The sequence below is a fragment of the Candidatus Tisiphia endosymbiont of Micropterix aruncella genome, from assembly GCF_965178575.1.
GTDB lineage: Bacteria > Pseudomonadota > Alphaproteobacteria > Rickettsiales > Rickettsiaceae > Tisiphia.
Genome location: NZ_OZ238268.1, coordinates 347,661 through 364,771, shown reverse-complemented (window position 1 = coordinate 364,771; position 17,111 = coordinate 347,661). Strand labels below are relative to the sequence as shown.

At 32.2% G+C, this 17,111-nt stretch carries 18 protein-coding genes; 15 read left to right on the top strand and 3 right to left on the bottom strand.

Annotated elements, in window-relative coordinates; genetic code table 11:
- Window positions 1-29 precede the first annotated feature (29 nt).
- From ACN1AG_RS01700 to ACN1AG_RS01690, 3 genes are all read left to right on the top strand, one after another.
- On the top strand, window positions 30-929 hold the full coding sequence (locus ACN1AG_RS01700) for a tetratricopeptide repeat protein (protein WP_417905247.1): 900 nt from the start codon (window positions 30-32) through the stop codon (window positions 927-929).
- A 95-nt stretch (window positions 930-1,024) separates the two neighbouring features.
- Entirely contained in the window at window positions 1,025-1,903 is an 879-nt protein-coding gene (locus tag ACN1AG_RS01695; protein ID WP_417905246.1) for a tetratricopeptide repeat protein, read from the top strand.
- A 3-nt stretch (window positions 1,904-1,906) separates the two neighbouring features.
- Complete coding sequence (locus ACN1AG_RS01690) at window positions 1,907-2,110, top strand: tetratricopeptide repeat protein (protein ID WP_417905630.1); 204 nt, start codon at window positions 1,907-1,909, stop codon at window positions 2,108-2,110.
- 53 nt (window positions 2,111-2,163) lie between these two features.
- Here the strand turns inward: ACN1AG_RS01690 and ACN1AG_RS01685 are convergent, their stop codons facing one another.
- Window positions 2,164-2,346 carry a hypothetical protein gene (locus ACN1AG_RS01685; RefSeq protein WP_417905245.1) on the bottom strand — a complete coding sequence of 61 codons (183 nt, stop codon included), beginning with the start codon at window positions 2,344-2,346 and terminating at the stop codon, window positions 2,164-2,166.
- An 88-nt stretch (window positions 2,347-2,434) separates the two neighbouring features.
- Between ACN1AG_RS01685 and ACN1AG_RS01680 the strand changes: the two genes are divergently transcribed.
- From ACN1AG_RS01680 to ACN1AG_RS01665, 4 genes are all read left to right on the top strand, one after another.
- Window positions 2,435-3,258, top strand: a protein-coding gene (locus ACN1AG_RS01680; protein WP_417904739.1) for an IS5 family transposase whose coding sequence is annotated in 2 segments (ribosomal slippage) — window positions 2,435-2,822 and window positions 2,822-3,258 — 825 coding nt in all. Because the reading frame shifts where the segments join, the coding sequence is not laid out codon by codon here.
- Window positions 3,245-3,574: an AAA family ATPase gene (locus ACN1AG_RS01675; RefSeq protein ID WP_417905244.1), complete on the top strand. Its 330-nt coding sequence runs from the start codon at window positions 3,245-3,247 to the stop codon at window positions 3,572-3,574. Before ACN1AG_RS01680 ends, ACN1AG_RS01675 begins: the two co-directional genes overlap by 14 nt.
- A gap of 16 nt (window positions 3,575-3,590) precedes the next feature.
- Window positions 3,591-3,722, top strand: coding sequence for a S16 family serine protease (locus ACN1AG_RS01670; protein ID WP_417905243.1), 132 nt, complete (start codon window positions 3,591-3,593; stop codon window positions 3,720-3,722).
- A 116-nt stretch (window positions 3,723-3,838) separates the two neighbouring features.
- Window positions 3,839-4,540: an HD domain-containing protein gene (locus ACN1AG_RS01665; RefSeq protein WP_417905242.1), complete on the top strand. Its 702-nt coding sequence runs from the start codon at window positions 3,839-3,841 to the stop codon at window positions 4,538-4,540.
- Here the strand turns inward: ACN1AG_RS01665 and ACN1AG_RS01660 are convergent.
- On the bottom strand, window positions 4,503-5,813 hold the full coding sequence (locus ACN1AG_RS01660; protein ID WP_417905241.1) for an MFS transporter: 1,311 nt from the start codon (window positions 5,811-5,813) through the stop codon (window positions 4,503-4,505). The genes ACN1AG_RS01665 and ACN1AG_RS01660 overlap by 38 nt on opposite strands.
- 507 nt (window positions 5,814-6,320) lie before the next feature.
- Here ACN1AG_RS01660 and ACN1AG_RS01655 point away from each other — a divergent pair.
- From ACN1AG_RS01655 to ACN1AG_RS01630, 6 genes are all read left to right on the top strand, one after another.
- The gene (locus tag ACN1AG_RS01655) at window positions 6,321-6,587 is read left to right on the top strand and encodes a hypothetical protein (RefSeq protein WP_417905240.1); all 267 of its coding nucleotides are present in this window, start codon (window positions 6,321-6,323) and stop codon (window positions 6,585-6,587) included.
- Entirely contained in the window at window positions 6,584-7,693 is a 1,110-nt protein-coding gene (locus tag ACN1AG_RS01650; protein WP_417905239.1) for a hypothetical protein, read from the top strand. The genes ACN1AG_RS01655 and ACN1AG_RS01650 overlap by 4 nt, the downstream gene beginning before the upstream one ends.
- A 23-nt stretch (window positions 7,694-7,716) precedes the next feature.
- Entirely contained in the window at window positions 7,717-8,430 is a 714-nt protein-coding gene (locus tag ACN1AG_RS01645; RefSeq protein ID WP_417905238.1) for a hypothetical protein, read from the top strand.
- Between the two features lie 350 nt (window positions 8,431-8,780).
- Complete coding sequence (locus tag ACN1AG_RS01640) at window positions 8,781-10,145, top strand: MFS transporter (RefSeq protein ID WP_417905237.1); 1,365 nt, start codon at window positions 8,781-8,783, stop codon at window positions 10,143-10,145.
- A 141-nt stretch (window positions 10,146-10,286) separates the two neighbouring features.
- A complete protein-coding gene (locus ACN1AG_RS01635) occupies window positions 10,287-11,387 on the top strand; it encodes an IS4 family transposase (protein ID WP_417904556.1) in 1,101 nt (366 codons plus the stop codon).
- Window positions 11,388-11,423: 36 nt separating this feature from the next.
- A complete protein-coding gene (locus ACN1AG_RS01630) occupies window positions 11,424-12,773 on the top strand; it encodes an MFS transporter (protein ID WP_417905236.1) in 1,350 nt (449 codons plus the stop codon).
- Between the two features lie 18 nt (window positions 12,774-12,791).
- Here the strand turns inward: ACN1AG_RS01630 and ACN1AG_RS01625 are convergent, their stop codons facing one another.
- Window positions 12,792-13,460: an HD domain-containing protein gene (locus ACN1AG_RS01625; RefSeq protein WP_417905235.1), complete on the bottom strand. Its 669-nt coding sequence runs from the start codon at window positions 13,458-13,460 to the stop codon at window positions 12,792-12,794.
- Between the two features lie 289 nt (window positions 13,461-13,749).
- On the opposite strand from ACN1AG_RS01625, the gene ACN1AG_RS01620 reads away from it, so the two are divergent.
- Both ACN1AG_RS01620 and ACN1AG_RS01615 read left to right on the top strand, forming a co-directional pair.
- Window positions 13,750-14,298: a hypothetical protein gene (locus ACN1AG_RS01620; RefSeq protein ID WP_417905234.1), complete on the top strand. Its 549-nt coding sequence runs from the start codon at window positions 13,750-13,752 to the stop codon at window positions 14,296-14,298.
- Between the two features lie 116 nt (window positions 14,299-14,414).
- A complete protein-coding gene (locus ACN1AG_RS01615; RefSeq protein ID WP_417905233.1) occupies window positions 14,415-17,093 on the top strand; it encodes a UvrD-helicase domain-containing protein in 2,679 nt (892 codons plus the stop codon).
- The last annotated feature ends 18 nt before the right edge of the window (window positions 17,094-17,111 follow it).

Genomic DNA, 17,111 nt, shown 5'->3' with positions numbered 1-17,111 from the left:
GAGCATATATATACGTAACTCCTGAGCAGATGGTAAACATAAAGGCAGTAGTTTTAAAAGATGGTATGTTTTATGGTAGAGCTGAAAAAATTATAATACCAAAGTCAACCAGTATAGAAGAATTGAGTCAATTAAGAAAGTTAGTCGAAAAATTAATTACGCTTTATCAGGAAACTACCTCAAGATACGATAAGGAAGTACCTATTTTTAATGAATCTTTTGTTAGTTTTGAGATGTATGCTACTAATATCAGCTTTTATATAGCTCAAAAGACTTTAGGTTATGAATATACATCATATGAAAAAGATATTAGCAAAAAATTCTGTAATAAAAGTACAATTGAGAAACTTACATATCTTATTGACTATATAGAGTCAAGTATATCTAGAAATTTATCTAAATCCAATGAGGTTGTACAAGATAAGAAAATATCGGCAACTGGTTATGTTGCGAAGATATCTAGTCCAACTACCTCCAGCAGCACTGATATTGATACCAGTAGCTTTACTACTAGTGAGCAGTGGTTACAATTAGGCAAATCTGAGGCGGAGAAAGGATTGTATTCGGAAGCAATTAGCCATTATAATCAAGCTACCAAGCTAAATCCAAATAATGCTGAAGGCTGGTACTTTAAAGCAAAAGCTCTTGATAAAATTAGTAAAACTGAAGAAGCTGGCAAATGTTTTGAAAAGGCTCTGTTATTAAATCTTGATCAACAATATATGAAAGAAGCCTTGAAGAAGGCTGAAATTTATGTTTATTCATTAGAAAAATATGAGGAAACAATAAAATATAATAATGAATTAATAAAGTTAGATGAGAATCATGATATAGGTATTAATTTAATATTACAGGCAAAAGTATATTTTCAATTAGGCAAGTATGAAGAAGCAAATAACTGTTATACGTCAATTCGGGATAAGGATTAGTAAAAATGCTTTAGCTATAACTAATACAAGATTTTGGATATGTATAAATTGCATTTCTGTGAATTCATACATTAATTGCTCTTCGTAGTGTATATATGTCTGCTATTTTTACTAATCCTTATCCCGAATTAACGTGTTATGATAAAATTATAACAAGGAGTGAAGATTGGTCTAATACTATACCACTAACATTAAAAGGTTTTGTTTTAGTTGAATTAAGTAGATTACAAGAAGCTATAGAGTGCTATAATAAATCTTTAGATCTTGCTCCACAATGGAATCATGACCATGTTGGTACTGATGCGTGTAAATTTGCTAAGCACTATGCTACTGTAACCAACCTGAACTATGGTCTTGCATTAGATATTTTAGGTAAGCAAGAAGCTGCTACTAAGGAATATGAAAAAACAATTGAATATCTAGACCAAGAACTCAACTCAGATAATGCTGAATGCCCAAATAATGTTTATTACTTTCTAAAAGCTATGACTTATTCTAAACTTAGGAAACTGAAAGAAGCTAATGAGTGTTATGACAAGTTTTTAATTAGCATTTCTCATGTAGGAACTTTTACTGAACTATATCTCTATCTAGAAATATATCTAACAGCATTAAAATCATATTATACAATATTAGATATCTCAGATCATCAAAGTGCATATGTCATCAAAAGCCAAATCAATCATATTTGGCAAGATTATGAGCAAGAGATGAAATGTTATGAGAAAATATTAGAATTAGAGCCGAATAATACAACTGCTTTATATTATATGGGAATGGTATGTGACACGTTGGGTAAAGCAGAAGAAGCGGTTAATTATCTTGAACAACTGATCAAATTAGATAGTATGACCCATAGCAAAACTGAACCACTAATACTGATTATCTTTCAAAATAGAATTAACATGGTATCATGGTATAATTTAGTATTAGGTCTATCATTAGTTAGAATTAAATTATTAATTCTATTTTGAAAGATAATCAGTATAAGATACAAACTATTTTACGATATAGGTAAGATATTATGTAAATTAGGGAGATACCAAGAAGCTTTGGACTATTTTGATAAGTCATTAACATTTGATGATAACAAAGAGGCTGATAGCTTAGCCTACTACGCCAATACTCTCAGTCTATTAGGAAAACATCAAGAAGCTATCGAGTATTTTGACAAAGCATGATCATTAGATTCTAATCATACATTTTCATACATAAATAAAGCTAGGGTATTAAATCATCTAAAAAAATATCGAGAATCATTTGAATGTTGTGATAAAGGATTAGCAATTAATCCAAATGACGCCAACTTTTTAGCACTACGTAAAACTACTTTAAGTAATTTAGATCTAGAAGATTTAATTGAGAACACCCCGCTTTCACTAGCAGCTAAAAATATTGCTCTTAAAGAATTTAGCATTATTCAGTCACTTAATGATAATAGACTTCTTTCGAAACTAGACAATGATGTAGAATGGTGTTATAAATATCTGATTTGAAGTAATAATATGAAATTCGATCAGATTAAAGAGTTAGAGGATAAAAAATTTCGTCGATTAACAGGAGTAAAGAAGGGAACATTCTCAAAGATGGTGGATATTTTGAGGCAAGCTGATGGTCTTAAGAAATCAAAAGGTGGGCGTAAAAATAAGCTCAATTTGGAGGAACAGTTGCTGATGGTCTTAGAATACCTTAGAGAATACCGTACTTATTTCCATATAGGTCAGAACTATGGGATTAGTGAAAGTTCAGCATATAAAGCTGTTAAATGGGTAGAAGACACCCTAGTTAAACACCCAAACTTTGCTCTTCCAGGTCGTAAAGCTCTAATGAAGAGTGATATGAATTATGAAGTAGTCTTGATTGATGCTACTGAGAGTCCTATAGAAAGACCTAAAAAAAACAAAAATTCTATTATTCAGGAAAGAAGAAAAGGCATACACTAAAAACTCAAATAGTGGTAGACAAGAAGACACACCAAGTAATATGTACAGATTTTTCTAACGGTAAAAAACATGACTTTAGATTATTTAAGGAATCCAAAATTCTTATCCATTCTAAGGTTAAAGCGATTACTGATACAGGATATCAAGGTATACAAAAAATTCACAATAATTCTGAGTTACCAAAGAAAAAAAGCAAGAAAAATCCTTTAACTAAAAATGATAAAAAGAATAATCGTAGGTTAGCAGGAGAAAGAGTTCTGAATGAAAACGTTATTGGTATGCTAAAACGGTTCAAAATTATTGCTGACAAATATCGAAATAGACGTAAAAGATTCGGTCTTAGATTTAATTTGATCTCTGGCATTTATAATTTTGAACTACGTTAACCAGTTTCGAAAGAGGTCTAATAATGTTGAGAAAGCTGACCATCTTAAATATTTACACAATTTACTTAAACTGCCGTGGGAGCAATATGATGATGTGAATATTGATCTTAAAAAAGCATCCAGCATATTAGATCAAGAACACTATGGATTAGAGGAAGTAAAAAATCGTATTTTAGAATCTTTAGTATTTATAACTCGTTCTAATTTCGCTAAAGCTCCAATAATTTGTTTGGTTGGACCACCAAGAGTAGGAAAAACTTCCATAGCTAGGTCTATTGCTAATGCTTTAGGACGTAAATGCGTTAATTCGGGATAAGGATTAACGTAATACAGTGATCATTCCGGAGGGCAACAAAAGAGATGTTGCTAAAATACCAGCTGAGATTAGGGATGTATTAACCATCATCCACATATCCCATGTTAGCGAATTATTGGATATTATTTTTATGGATAAGAAACTGTAATTTATACAACAAAATTAGAAAATATGCATATTTTTAAAAATAAAAAGTAGTAATGCTTTGAGTAATAAAAATTTTAGTTTATTATAACTTTATAATTAAAAATATTATGATTTTCTATGGAAGAGATAAATTATTGGGATAATTCACAATACCAGTATTGTGCATATGCTGAGAGGTTGCTTAATGAATTAATTTTGCTAAATACAAAAGTAAAGCAACCAATAGACATTGATGTAGTAAAAAAAGGCATCTACTACGCTAAAAAATATCATGGCAGTCAAATGAGACAATCAGGCGAGCCGTATTATTCCCATCCGATTGAAGTGGCTTATATGGTTGCCCAGTACACAGCACTAAAAATTCCAAGATATTTCAGAACTGACATGATTGTTACCGCATTACTGCACGATACCATTGAAGATACACAACTGACTGAACCCATGATTGCCTATATTTTTGGCAGTCAAGTGGCTAGTCAAGTGCAAGACTTGACTAGGGTTAAGCCTCATGGCAAGATTAGCTCGGCGGAAACATTAAATATATTATTTCAACAAAAGAAACATGATGTAGCATTAATTAAAATTCTTGACAGAAAGCATAACTTGCAAACAATTGGGGCTAAATCACCGGAGAAAGTAAAGAAGATTATTGAAGAAACTTTAATTACGTTTTTGTCAATAACAACAACTATTAACGGATTAGAATTAGAAAACGAATTGACTAAACTCTGTTTAAATGCTCTAGATATTTTAGAGATACACAATAGCCCTAGATTTTCTTTTAATTATAATTTCCAGCTGCCATCTCTAACTTTTTAAAATGAGAGATAGCAAATGTAAAACCAATAAGAGTTGGAATAATCATAAATAACAAGCCCCAATGACTAAAATAATCCACCAAGTAAACAATGCCGAAAGAAGCACCAGTGTACGTTAAAGAACGTGATAAAGCAAATGTAAAACTAGTATATGTAAAACGTTTAAATACTGGGAAATGCATACAAAACACAGCAAAACCTGGGAAACCTGTAGGAGCAAATACTGTAATAGCTATTTGAATAAAAAATAATTCTATAGGACTTGATATATTTTGTAATAAAATAGGACAAATAAGAGAAAAGATAGAAAATATTACTAATTTTACTTTAAGGATCTTTAAAGGATGTATTCTATAAACTAGGAAAGTGATAATTATAGTACTGAACATCTCTATTAAAGTAACGATAAAATTTTGATGAATAATTTGTTCTGCATTATATTGAAAAACATTTTTCAATATATTACCACAATAAATATAAGCAATACAAAACCATATAGGTCCTGTGCATTCTATTAAAAAATAAGCTAGAGAGGTTTTTTGATTAACTTTTTCTTGCCAAGCAGGATTAGATTTTAGCCCTTCTGTATCTATATTAGCTTTTTCAATGGTGTTTTTTATTCGTTTCTTAGCATTCGCAAAATCAGGTGTTTCTCTAAGAGTTGTTCTTGCTACTGCACCAATTAACGCAATTCCTGTACCAAACCAAAATGCTAGACGCCAATTAAATCCAAAAGAAGTAACCAGTGAAGCTATACCTAAGGCCACTGTTGCTCCTAAAGTTGAACAAACTGTAATAAACGCAACAATATGGTATTGTGCTGGTCGTTTGACCATTTCTGCTAAATAAAGTTTAGCTCCTACAACTTCTCCCATAGAAGACATACCTTGAAAAATACGACAAATAGTGATAAGCCAAGCAGCACTAACGCCAATTTGCTCGTATGTTGGTAGATTAGCCATTACTAGACAGGATAGTGACATCATAAAAGTAGTGATGATTACAGTTGATTTTCGTCCTATATTGTCACCTATCCAGCCAAATATTATAGCCCCAAAAGGTCTTAGTAAATAAGTGGAACAAAAGGCAGCACCTGAAAGGATGGCAGCAGTATGAGGATCATATTTTGGGAAGAATAGTTCATTTAACAATACCGCCATATGCACATAAAGCATCAGATCAAAATATTCCAAAAAAGTCCCAATCGATAATAACCCTACTGCTTCTTTTTGTTCTCTAGTTAGGCTTCTTTGTTCCTGCTGATATCCTATCATTTTTTCACCTTAAGTAATATATTTATATAATAACCTCACCCCTGCGTAGGCAGGGGTCTAAAATAACTTAACACAACCTAAATATTGGTCATTTTTTAGATTCCTGCCTACGCAGGAATGACATAACCCCTCGCAGGGGTGACACCCTAGGTTGTTAAACCAATGTCTTACATCGAATTGAGATATAACATAATATATTGATGATTTGGTTGAACGATAGCAAGAAAAAATAATACAGAAAATTGAAATAATAAATCTTGGTTGTAACAATATCACATTTCTATAAATAAATTAGAAGGGGAAAAAGAGATATTTGGTAAAAATATAGGCTTAAGATCAAAGAGATGTTGACTATCAAAACTGCATCGCATCCTAATAAATTATTAAAAATAATCTTTGCAGAGAAAATAGTTAAAAAATAATAATATTTATAATTAAAAAATACTTGACTATTATTTTAGAATTGATTCTAATTAAAATTATGGCAACGTAAATCAACCTAATAGTATGGCAGAATATAAAATGGCTGATGATTTTGATGACAGGGATAATGGAATAAAAGAAGAGGTGGCAGGTTCACCTCAACTTGAGAATATTATTAATAATATCAAATCCCAAATGCATTCCACTAACCCAGCTGAACTAGCAAGGCTTAGTAATGATATAGGTAGCTCTTTAACTGGTAACATCCCGGAAAAGATACTAGAGATATTGAAAACAATACAAGCTCTTGTGAACGAAAAGAAAGAACGTGCTGAACAGAAGAGATATTGAAAACAATACAAGCTCTTGTGAACGAAAAGAAAGAACGTGCTGAACAGAATATACGTTACAATCAAGAGGAAAAAATTAGAGAGGCAGAAGAAGAAGCTAAGTTACAAGCATCCATAGCACTTTTAGAAGAAGCAGCAAACGAAAAACGAGAGGCAGAGTTAAAGCAACACTTTGATGAATATATGTCATTTCAAGAAGATTTTCATAAGCAGTTAAAAGAACAAAGAGATCTTTTAGATCAAGCAATAAATAATCCAAAGTCTTTAACTCCCGAACAACGGGCTGAGCTGCTAGGGCAATATCCAACTAAAGAGAAGGAAGAAGAGGCACAGAAGAAACAGCAAGAAATGACTAAACGTTGGAAAACCCATTATGCTATTAAACATAAAGCTAATGAATCCATCAAATATAGACAAGGTCAAATTAAGGAAAATGATGCAATAATTAACAATCCCAATACTCCTGAGCCAGTGAGAAAAAGTAAGTTACAAGATAATGTCGTACATAAGCAAGAGATTGCTACAGCTAAAGAAAAGTTAACAGCCATTAATCCAGCAGAACAAGATGTAGAGGTTAATAGAAAACAACTGCTTGCCTTGGTGAAAAGTAATCGAGCTGAGTTAGCTATAGAACTATTAAAAGATCATCATAAGCATCACATAAAAGACTATGATGATGCAAGGCAACAAGATCCTAATCATCAAGGATATCACGAGCTGCACTCAATAATCATGGAGTTAGGTGGTCATGAAAAACTAGGGTTAGATAAACCTAAATATCCAGTACAACAACAACCAATTGTACCTTCTCAAAATATAAAAGATTCATCAGTAGTACAGCATCCAGCTGAAACTATTGAGCGTCCTGTTGTACAGGCAACTAAAACTCCTAAAGAACAGGCTAAGGCACATGCTCAATCTGTACGAGATAGTTTAGAACAAAGTCATCTGTTACCACAGCAATCCAATAGCAAAGTTAAAGCTAAAAATTCTCAACCTAATATTGATTCAGTAGCAAGTAAAGATCAAGGACAAAACAAAGGGGTAACATCCAATGCCATGTCTAAGTTTTTACAACGACAAAAAGCAATGGAAGGGCGTGGATAATAACATAAATTAAGGAGATTATTATGAAAACTAAAAGAGTAAATTTAATTGATGACCCAGAGGCAAGGAAGAAAATAGATAATCACTTGACGAATACATTTAACAACAGAGGAGATTTCGTGAACCTACAGAAAGCATATGATGTAAGTAGAAAAACAGAGCAAACTGATGTCTATAATACTGATCCTAACGTTAAGGACGTAATAATCTCAAGTGATAAAGATCATGCATGGGAGTTCTTTTTATATTTAGCAATAGGAGAAGCAAAAGCAACGTATTATTTAGCAACAAGTTTTATAAACGGCTATGGTACAATAAAAGATGATTCCTTAGCTTTTTTATCTATGGCAATAGGTGTTAAGCTCAAGGATCAAAAATCAATCGAATTGGTTGGTGATGAGCCTATCCCAAATGATGCTAAACAGTTGGCAGACAAGTGTGTAGTACAGATTAATAAAAATGCAAGAGAAGTAGGAAGTAAAAAAGTTACCTATGAACAAGCTATAGGCTACGGTAAACTAATTGATAAAATATTAGAATCTAATGCTAAACCAACATTTGCAGACAATATTCAAGAAGGTTCGATAAGTTTTTATGCTGACTTTGTTGAACTAGTAGAACCAGTACAGAATCTGTATCCCAATTTGCTTGGAGTAGGTGAAGATGTGCATGCGGATGTTGCAGCACTAGGGCAGGAAGATTCTAGTTCCAATCCTTGTTGTTGTGTTATATCATAGGTTGTAATGGCAAAAATGATGTCATTCCCGCGGAAACTTTGTTGCGTCTAGTATGTCATTCCCGCTTCGGTGCGGAATCTAAAAAAATAAACCGATAGGGTTTGTTAGACTTTTTTAGACCCCGCACCGAAGCAGGGGTGACATCGTAAGAAAGGTAGGAGTGTAAGGTTAATGTCATTCTGCGAAAGTAGCGGAATCTAAAGAAACAAACAGAAAGGGTGCTTTAGACATTCTAGATTCCGCACCGAAGCGGGAATGACATTAACCCTAGCAGGGATGACATATTAGTGATCTACGCGGGAATGATATCGTTTTTCTAGACAATATAACTTAAGGGTTTAAACACTAATATGAGCAAATTTGTACGAGCAGATGGTAGGGTTATCTATCCCCAAACCAGTCTAACAAGAGAACAAAAACAAGCTGTTGGGTTGCTGTCGATTGGGACGTTCCTAGAATATTTTGACTTAATGTTATATGTTCATATGGCGGCTTTTCTTAATGAGATTTTTTTTGAAACCACTGATCCTCATACAAGCTCTTTAATGACATCTTTTGCCTTTTGCTCTACATTTGTTTTCCGACCTGTTGGAGCAGTAATATTTGGTTGGTTAGGCGACAATATAGGACGTAAATCTACCGTTATTATTACAACTTTCATGATGGCTGCATCTTGTCTTGTCATGGCTAACCTGCCCACTTATGCTCAAATAGGCAGCTTGGCAGCTTGGATATTGACCATCTGCCGTATTGTTCAAGGTATATCTTCTATGGGAGAGATGACAGGAGCAGCACTTTATATAACTGAAACGATTAATCCACCAGCCCAATATGCAGGTGTAGGATTGATGTGGGTTTGTGGTGCCCTAGGAGAGGTAGCTGCTTTAGGAATTGCCTCACTTGTTACTGCTTATGGTTTTAACTGGCGTGCAGCATTTTGGCTAGGTGCAATAGTGGCATTGATTGGTTCTGTTGCTAGAACAACACTACGAGAAACACCTGAATTTGCTGATGCCAAACGTCAACTAAAAAGAGTTTTTGTACAAACTAATACAGATACCAGCACTTTAAAAAGCCATCCTCTTTGGACAGAAAAGGTTAGTAAGAAAGCGGCAATATCCTTCTTTTTATTACTATCTCCTGGTCCTGTATGTTTTTATTTTATTTTCATATATTGTGGTAATATTTTACAAACTAGCTTTGGTTATACAATATCCGAGGTTATTCATCATAATTTTATTATCTGTATAATAGAGTTCTTAACAATATTAATATTATCTCGTTTAAGTTTAAAAGTGTATCCGTTATTAACCCTGAGAGTTATATTAATAATATGTTCTGTTTTTATAGTATTTTGTCCGTATTGGCTGAATAATCTTCATTCTCCTTATGAGTTATTTTTGATTCAATTTATTATAGTTTTATTGGATGAATGCTTAGGTCCCGCTATGCCAATTTTTTATAAAAGCTTTCCTGTGTTTAAACGTTTTACCTGTGTTAGTATGACATTCGCTATGTCTCGGGCTTTGATGTATGTTATTACCTCTTTTGGTTTTGCCTACCTTATTGATCATTTTGGCAATTATGGATTATGGGTTATTATGATTCCTACAATTGTGGGGTTCGCATACGGACTATTACATTTTGAAAAGTTGGAGAAGAAGAGAGAAAATTATTTTCAATCAAACATTGATTTAGCAACAAAGGCTAGGTAATAATAGGTAAATATTGATAACATAAAGTAAGGGTTTAACCTCAGTACAGGACAAAGAGATTAAGGAGAGAATAAAAAATAGTAGATAACGCGTAGCCAAAGCTCTATTACTTAGGTTATTGAAGACTTAAGAGGCAAGAGAATGAGTACAGCGTTATCACAATTAATAGGAGACTACTTTTTTAATAGTTTTGCAAGCATAAAATTAATAGAACAAATAATATTAGGATTACTGCAAGTGAGAGATGTAAATCTTACCCAGCTTGCCTTAACGATAAAAGGAGATAAGCAAGAATCACGCTATAAGAAATTACAGAGATTTTTTGCCAAATGTGAATTATCATATACGTCCTTAGCCAAGTTACTGGTTAGGTTGGCTGGAATTGATGCTGAACAATGGTTACTAGTGCTTGATCGGACAAATTGGAAATTTGGCAAGCTTGACATCAATATTTTAGTATTATCTATTTGCCATAAAGGCATTGCTATACCAATTATGTGGGATATGTTGCCAAAAGCAGGAACTTCTAATAACATTGAACGTCAGCAATTAATGGAAAGGTTTGTTACTGTATTTGGCATAGAGAAGATGTCAGCATTGCTTGGGGATCGGGAGTTTATTGGTGATTTATGGCTAAAGTTTTTAGCCGATAAAATGATACCATTTTATATTAGAATCAAAGCCAATCTTACCATTGGTAGAGCAGAAGATGAGTTAGTTACTGCTAATCATTTAATTAAGAAGTTACAGAATGGTGAATATATGTTGTTTAAAGGAAAAAGATATTTGGGTAAGAATTATAAAGGATCTAAAGTATCTGTAGCGGCATTGCGTAATGATCAAGGAGAATTAGTAATCATAGCTACCAATGATAACCCTAATATAGCACTAAATATATATAAAAAAAGATGGGAAATAGAAAACCTTTTTGCTTGCCTTAAGACTCGAGGCTTCAATTTTGAAAATACCCATATAATACATTTAGATAGAATTAGTAAATTGCTTGGTTTACTTGCTATAGCATTTACTTTTGCTTATGTTGTGGGTCAATGGCAAAATTCTATCAAACCTATAAAGCTTAAAAAACATGGCAGAAAGTCTATCTCCTTATTCAGGTATGGCTTAGATTACTTGCAGAGAATATTTTTGAATATTGAAGAAATGATGGGAAAATGGATGGAAGTTATAACAAAATTTATTAAGCCAATGATACCATCTTTACTCCGATTATCACCTTGTTAATCTCTTTGTCCTGTACTAAGGGGTTTAACCACTAATATGAGCAAATTTGTACGAGAAGATGGTAGGGTTATCTATCCCCAAACCAGTTTAACAAGAGAACAAAAAGAAGCGGTAGGGTTACTGTCAATAGGAACATTCCTTGAGTATTTTGATCTGATGCTTTATGTTCATATGGCTGTATTGTTGAACGAGCTGTTTTTTCCTAAAACTGATCCTCATACTGCTAGTCTTCTTTCAGCCCTTGGTTTCTGTTCCACTTTTGTATTCAGACCAATCGGAGCTTGGTTTTTTGGTTGGGTAGGTGATACAGTAGGTCGAAAAACTACCGTAGTTATAACAACTTTTCTAATGGCATTTTCTTGCTTGATTATGTTTAGTTTACCTACTTATGCCCAAATTGGTATTACTGCTTCTGTATTAATCACCATTTGTCGTATAGCACAAGGTATGTCATCTTTAGGAGAAGTAGTAGGTGCAGAATTATATTTAACTGAAACGACTTCTCCTCCTTTGCAGAATCCTATCGTTGCATCTATTTCTATATTTGCTGACCTAGGTGCAACATTTGCTTTAGGTGTTGCTACTCTCGTTACTTCGTACGTATTTAATTGGCGATTGGCTTTTTTGTTTGGTGCAATGGTTGCACTAGCCGGAGCTGTTGCAAGAACACGCCTTAGAGAAACCCCGGAATTTGCTGATGCAACAAAAAAGTTGGTAAATAAGCTTAAAGCCTTCGGTTTAGAAAAAGACGATATTACTAATAAAGAAATTTTAGATGAAAAGGTTAACATAAAAACTATATTGGCTTATTCAGCGATCCACTCCACTGGACCAATTGATTTCTACTTTGTATATATTTATAATGCTGGTACACTTAAAGAGGTCTTTAAATATACTGCTGATCAAATTATTGGTCACAACTTGATTCTTGCAATAGGATATCTACTTACCGGTATTGTGTACACTTATTTAAGTTATAAAATTGATCCGTTAGAAATTTCGAGGAAACGATTAATAGTATTTTCTACTATAATTTTATTTTTTCCATACTTGTTAAATAATATTCAGTCCTCTTTCCATTTATTATTATTACAGTTATTTGTAGTTATATTTGGACCTAGAGTGTTTCCAGCAGCAGCAATATTTTACAAGCAATTTCCTATATTTAAACGCTTTAGGTGTACCAGCTTAGCATTTGCTATTATACGTGCGATAATGTTTATCATGACCTCCTTTGGATTAGTCTATTTAACTGAGTACTTTGGTCATTGGGGAATACTGATGCTATTCATACCATTTCTTATTTCCTATGGAGTAGGCTTGCAGTATTTTACAAGGTTAAGAAGCATAAAAGACGATTATGTTAATGGGGTTATAGTCAATTAATTTGAATTTATTACAAAATTAAAAAACATCTATGTTGTATATAGACTTTTTATGCGTAGCATCACAACATAGTTCATATAAATAATCATCTAATTGACTGTGTTCTAAATACATGCACATGGATAAAAAACTCTTTAAAGTTTCCTCTACTATCTTTTTAATTTTTTCAGGAGACTTAGCCCCAACTGTTTGTAAGTTATGCTTTCTATCAAAAATTTTAATCAATGCCACATCATGTTTTTTTTGCAGCCATAACGATTCCATAATTTCCGCCGAGCTAATCTTGCCGTGAGGCTTGTTTCTACTTAAAGCTTCTACTTGACTAGCAACCTTCTCCCCAAAGATATAGGCAATCATCTTTTCGGTAAGTTTTGTATCCTCAATGGTGTCATGCAGTATGCTGGTAACAATAATATCAGTTCTGAAATAGCTTGGAATCTTTGATGCTGCATATTCCGCTACCATATATGCTACCTCTATTGGATGAGAGTAATAAGGCTCGCCTGACTGACGCATTTGGCTGCCATGATATTTCTTGGCGTAATAAATAGCCTTTCTAACCTCATCAATATCTATTGGTCGGTTTACTTCCTCATTAATCTTACGTAATTTGTCCAGTAACCTAGTAGCATATTGACAAGATTCATACTGAGAGTTGTCCCAATAATTAATCTCTTCTTCTTCCATAAAAACCCTAATATTTTAAATCACTATACAAGTTAAACTAAAAATTAGAATATTACTAGGAATTTATTATATTTTTTTGAAAAAGATGAATATTTTTGCATTGTGTTGTTGTATAAATAGACAGCTACTCCCTTTATATTCACATACCCTATAAATCTTTGTGTAAACTGTAAGTGACTAGACAAAAAAGTACCAATAAAATTTATATTATTATAGAATTCTTGCTAGAAAAAACTATAATAATATTTCAATTTATAATAAAATTATATTAAGTTTATAATTACCGATTATGAAAGAATTGCATAAATTTGAGTGGGTAGAGAAGCTAGCAATCCTAATAAAAAGTGAAGACCAAATTAAACAACAGAATGAAAAATACAAATATTTTTATCAATATAAGTTTGACACTGATAAGCATTACGATGTAGTGTGTTATCATGATAAAAAATTGAAGGCATATAAAAAAGAGTTAGAAGAAAAACTTAAGAAGGAGCAGAGGAAGTCAAAAGAAGCAAAATCACTAGACGCACTTAAGATAATAGAGCAAAAATTAGAACATCAGAATAAGCAAATATTGGAAATCGCTCATACTGTAACAGAAGCTAAAGAACGTAAAGCTGAAGTAGATAAGACAATTGCCGTGCTAGAAGAACAACACAAAAGAAGTGAAAAACAATGGAATGCAGTGGAGAAAGAAGCCAAAGAGTGTCAATACTTAGATACTGATAAACATAAAGTATTGAAGATATTTGTTAGTTTGGCTAGGAATCAAAAAGCAGCTAATTTTTCTAACTTAATACAAGCAGACACTTCAAATCGTGCATTTTCCTTATATTAGCGAATTTGGAATAAAAGTTATCCTAAATTCCCAAATTGTTATATTTTATTATTTATTTCATAGTACTTTTAGTTTATTTTCTAACTTTACCTATACAATCAATTTGAGAATAACTAGTGTACTCTATACTTTATTATAATAATCTAGATTATAGTGGTCTTGAAACAAAATTTAATAAGGTGGTTAAATTTTTACAGGAAGGTGATTTTAAATCAGCAGAAGTTAAAAAGCTAAAACCTACTGATTATTTTAGAGCTAAACTGGATATAACTAATCGGGTGTTGTTTAAGCCTATAAAACATAAGAATCAGTATTGCTTACTTATTTTAGAAATAATTCGAAACCATGATTACAATAAATCAAGATTTTTAAAAGGCGGAGAAATAATTGAGGAAGATGTAGAATTTAAGCCACTTGCAATAAATAACATTGAGTTATTAAATGGTGACCCTACTGCTACTTCGTCTGTTCACTTGTTAAATAAGTTTATTATTTTTGATAAGCAGCAAGAAGATATATTACACCTCAACTTGCCTTTGCTGGTTATTGGTTCTGCTGGTAGTGGAAAAACCTCAGTAACTTTAGAAAAACTTAAAAGACTTGAAGGAAGAATCCTTTATACAAGTCTATCTAGCTATTTGGTACATCATTCACAAAAATTATATTTTTCTTGCAACTACAGTAATGATAAACAACAACTTGATTTTTTATCTTTTAAAGAATTTCTAGAAACTATAGAAATTCCTAAAGGAAGGCAAGTTAATGAAAATATATTTTTACTATGGTTTAACAAGCAAAATCTTGCTAGATCTATAGGGGATGGGCGTAAGGTATTTGAAGAATTTATGGGGGTAATAGCTGGCTCTTCTGTCGATAAAGCTTATCTTACCAAAGAAGACTACCTCAATTTAGGAATCAAGCAGTCGATATTTTCACCCGAACAACGGAATGAAATATATAATCTTTTTCAAAAATATACTGAGTTTTTAGATAAAGAAAACTATTATGACAGTAATATTATTGCTTATACATATACTAATTTAGTTGAGTCTACTTATGACGCAATTCTTGTTGATGAAGTTCAGGATTTTACTAATAGCCAATTATCTCTAATATTCAAAAGTTTAAAAGATAGAAGTCAATTTTTGTTATGTGGAGACGCTAATCAAATAGTTCATCCTAACTTTTTCTCTTGGTCTCAACTAAAATCCTTTTTTTATAATGATGCAGATTTAAGTACACATAACATCACTAGGATTCTAGCAAGCAATTATCGTAATACCTTGGAAGTCACTGAGTTGGCTAATCGTGTACTCCGCTTTAAGAATTATCGTTTTGGCTCAATAGATAAAGAGAGTCATTATCTAATAGAAAGCACTTCTGAAAATCATGGTAGTGTTAGTTGCCTAGAAGCTACATCAAATATTATAAAAGAAGTAAATGCACGAACATCTAGGTCTACAAGTTACGCCATTTTAGTGTTACATGATCATTACAAGCAACAAGCAAGAGAGTTTTTTAATACCCCACTTATATTCACCGTACAAGAAGCGAAAGGATTAGAATATGAGAATATAATTCTCTACAATTTTATATCCTCTGAACAAAGTTATACTACTATTATCAAGGATATGGATAGGTCATTTCTTGACTCAGATTTTAAATATTCTCGAATGAAAGACAAATCAGACAAGTCTCTTGAAATATATAAATTTTATATAAATTCGCTGTATGTTGCAATTACTAGGTCTATTTGTAATGTTTATATAATAGAGTCTAATCCTACTCATAAGTTCTTGTGGCTATTAGATATTAATCAAATTAAGGAAGTAAATATTGAAGCCAAGGAATCTTCTAGAGAGGAGTGGCAAAAGGAAGCGAATAAATTAATAGTACAAGGTAAAGAAGAGCAGGCAAAAGCCATTGAAGACAACATATTACAACATAAAGTAATTCCGTGGAAAATTATTGATAATCAACAATTGATTCAATTACGGATCGCTGTACTAGAACAAAAAACTGCTAGTAAAAAGGATATAATTAAACTGCTTAATTATGCAATAATCTATTCTGATTCTGCAATAATAAGAAAACTACAAGATATGGGAATAAAAGCTGCGAATAATATTGCAAAATGTGTTGCTTTAATGCAGGATGAATATTTTAGTGATTATACTTATAAAAATACTAGTGCTATGTTACAAAAAATTGATCAATTTGGTATTGATTATAGAAATGAGTTCAATCTTACTCCTTTAATGGCTGCTACATATATTGGCAAAAAGCTGTCTGTTGAAACCTTGATTTCTTTAGGGGCATCAGTAGATTTAATTGATAATAACCGTCGCAATGCCTTTATGATTGGTCTTGCTAGAGCAACAGATGATATAAAATATTGCACAGGACTTTTTCCAAGTATTTATGAATATTTAAAACCGGATTCGATTATAGTAAAAATAAATAATAAGCTAGTTAAGATTGAATCGTATAAATCTGAATATTTTTTCCTCTATCTTTTGCTAACAAAAGTAAGGAATATAACACATATCAAGGATGATAAACAGATAGTGTTTAAAGCCGGTAATATTAGTAATATGCTAAAGAATTTTCCGGAGAATGTTTTACCTAAACGATACAAATCACAAGAATATATACGATCTATACTTGCTCGCAATGAGGTAAATAGTAATTATCCCTATAACAAACGTTTATTTACTAGGGTACAAATAGGGGTATATAGTCTTAATAAAGAATTACAGATAAAACTTAATGATAATTGGGAAGATTTGTATTAAATCTACTCAAATTTGATC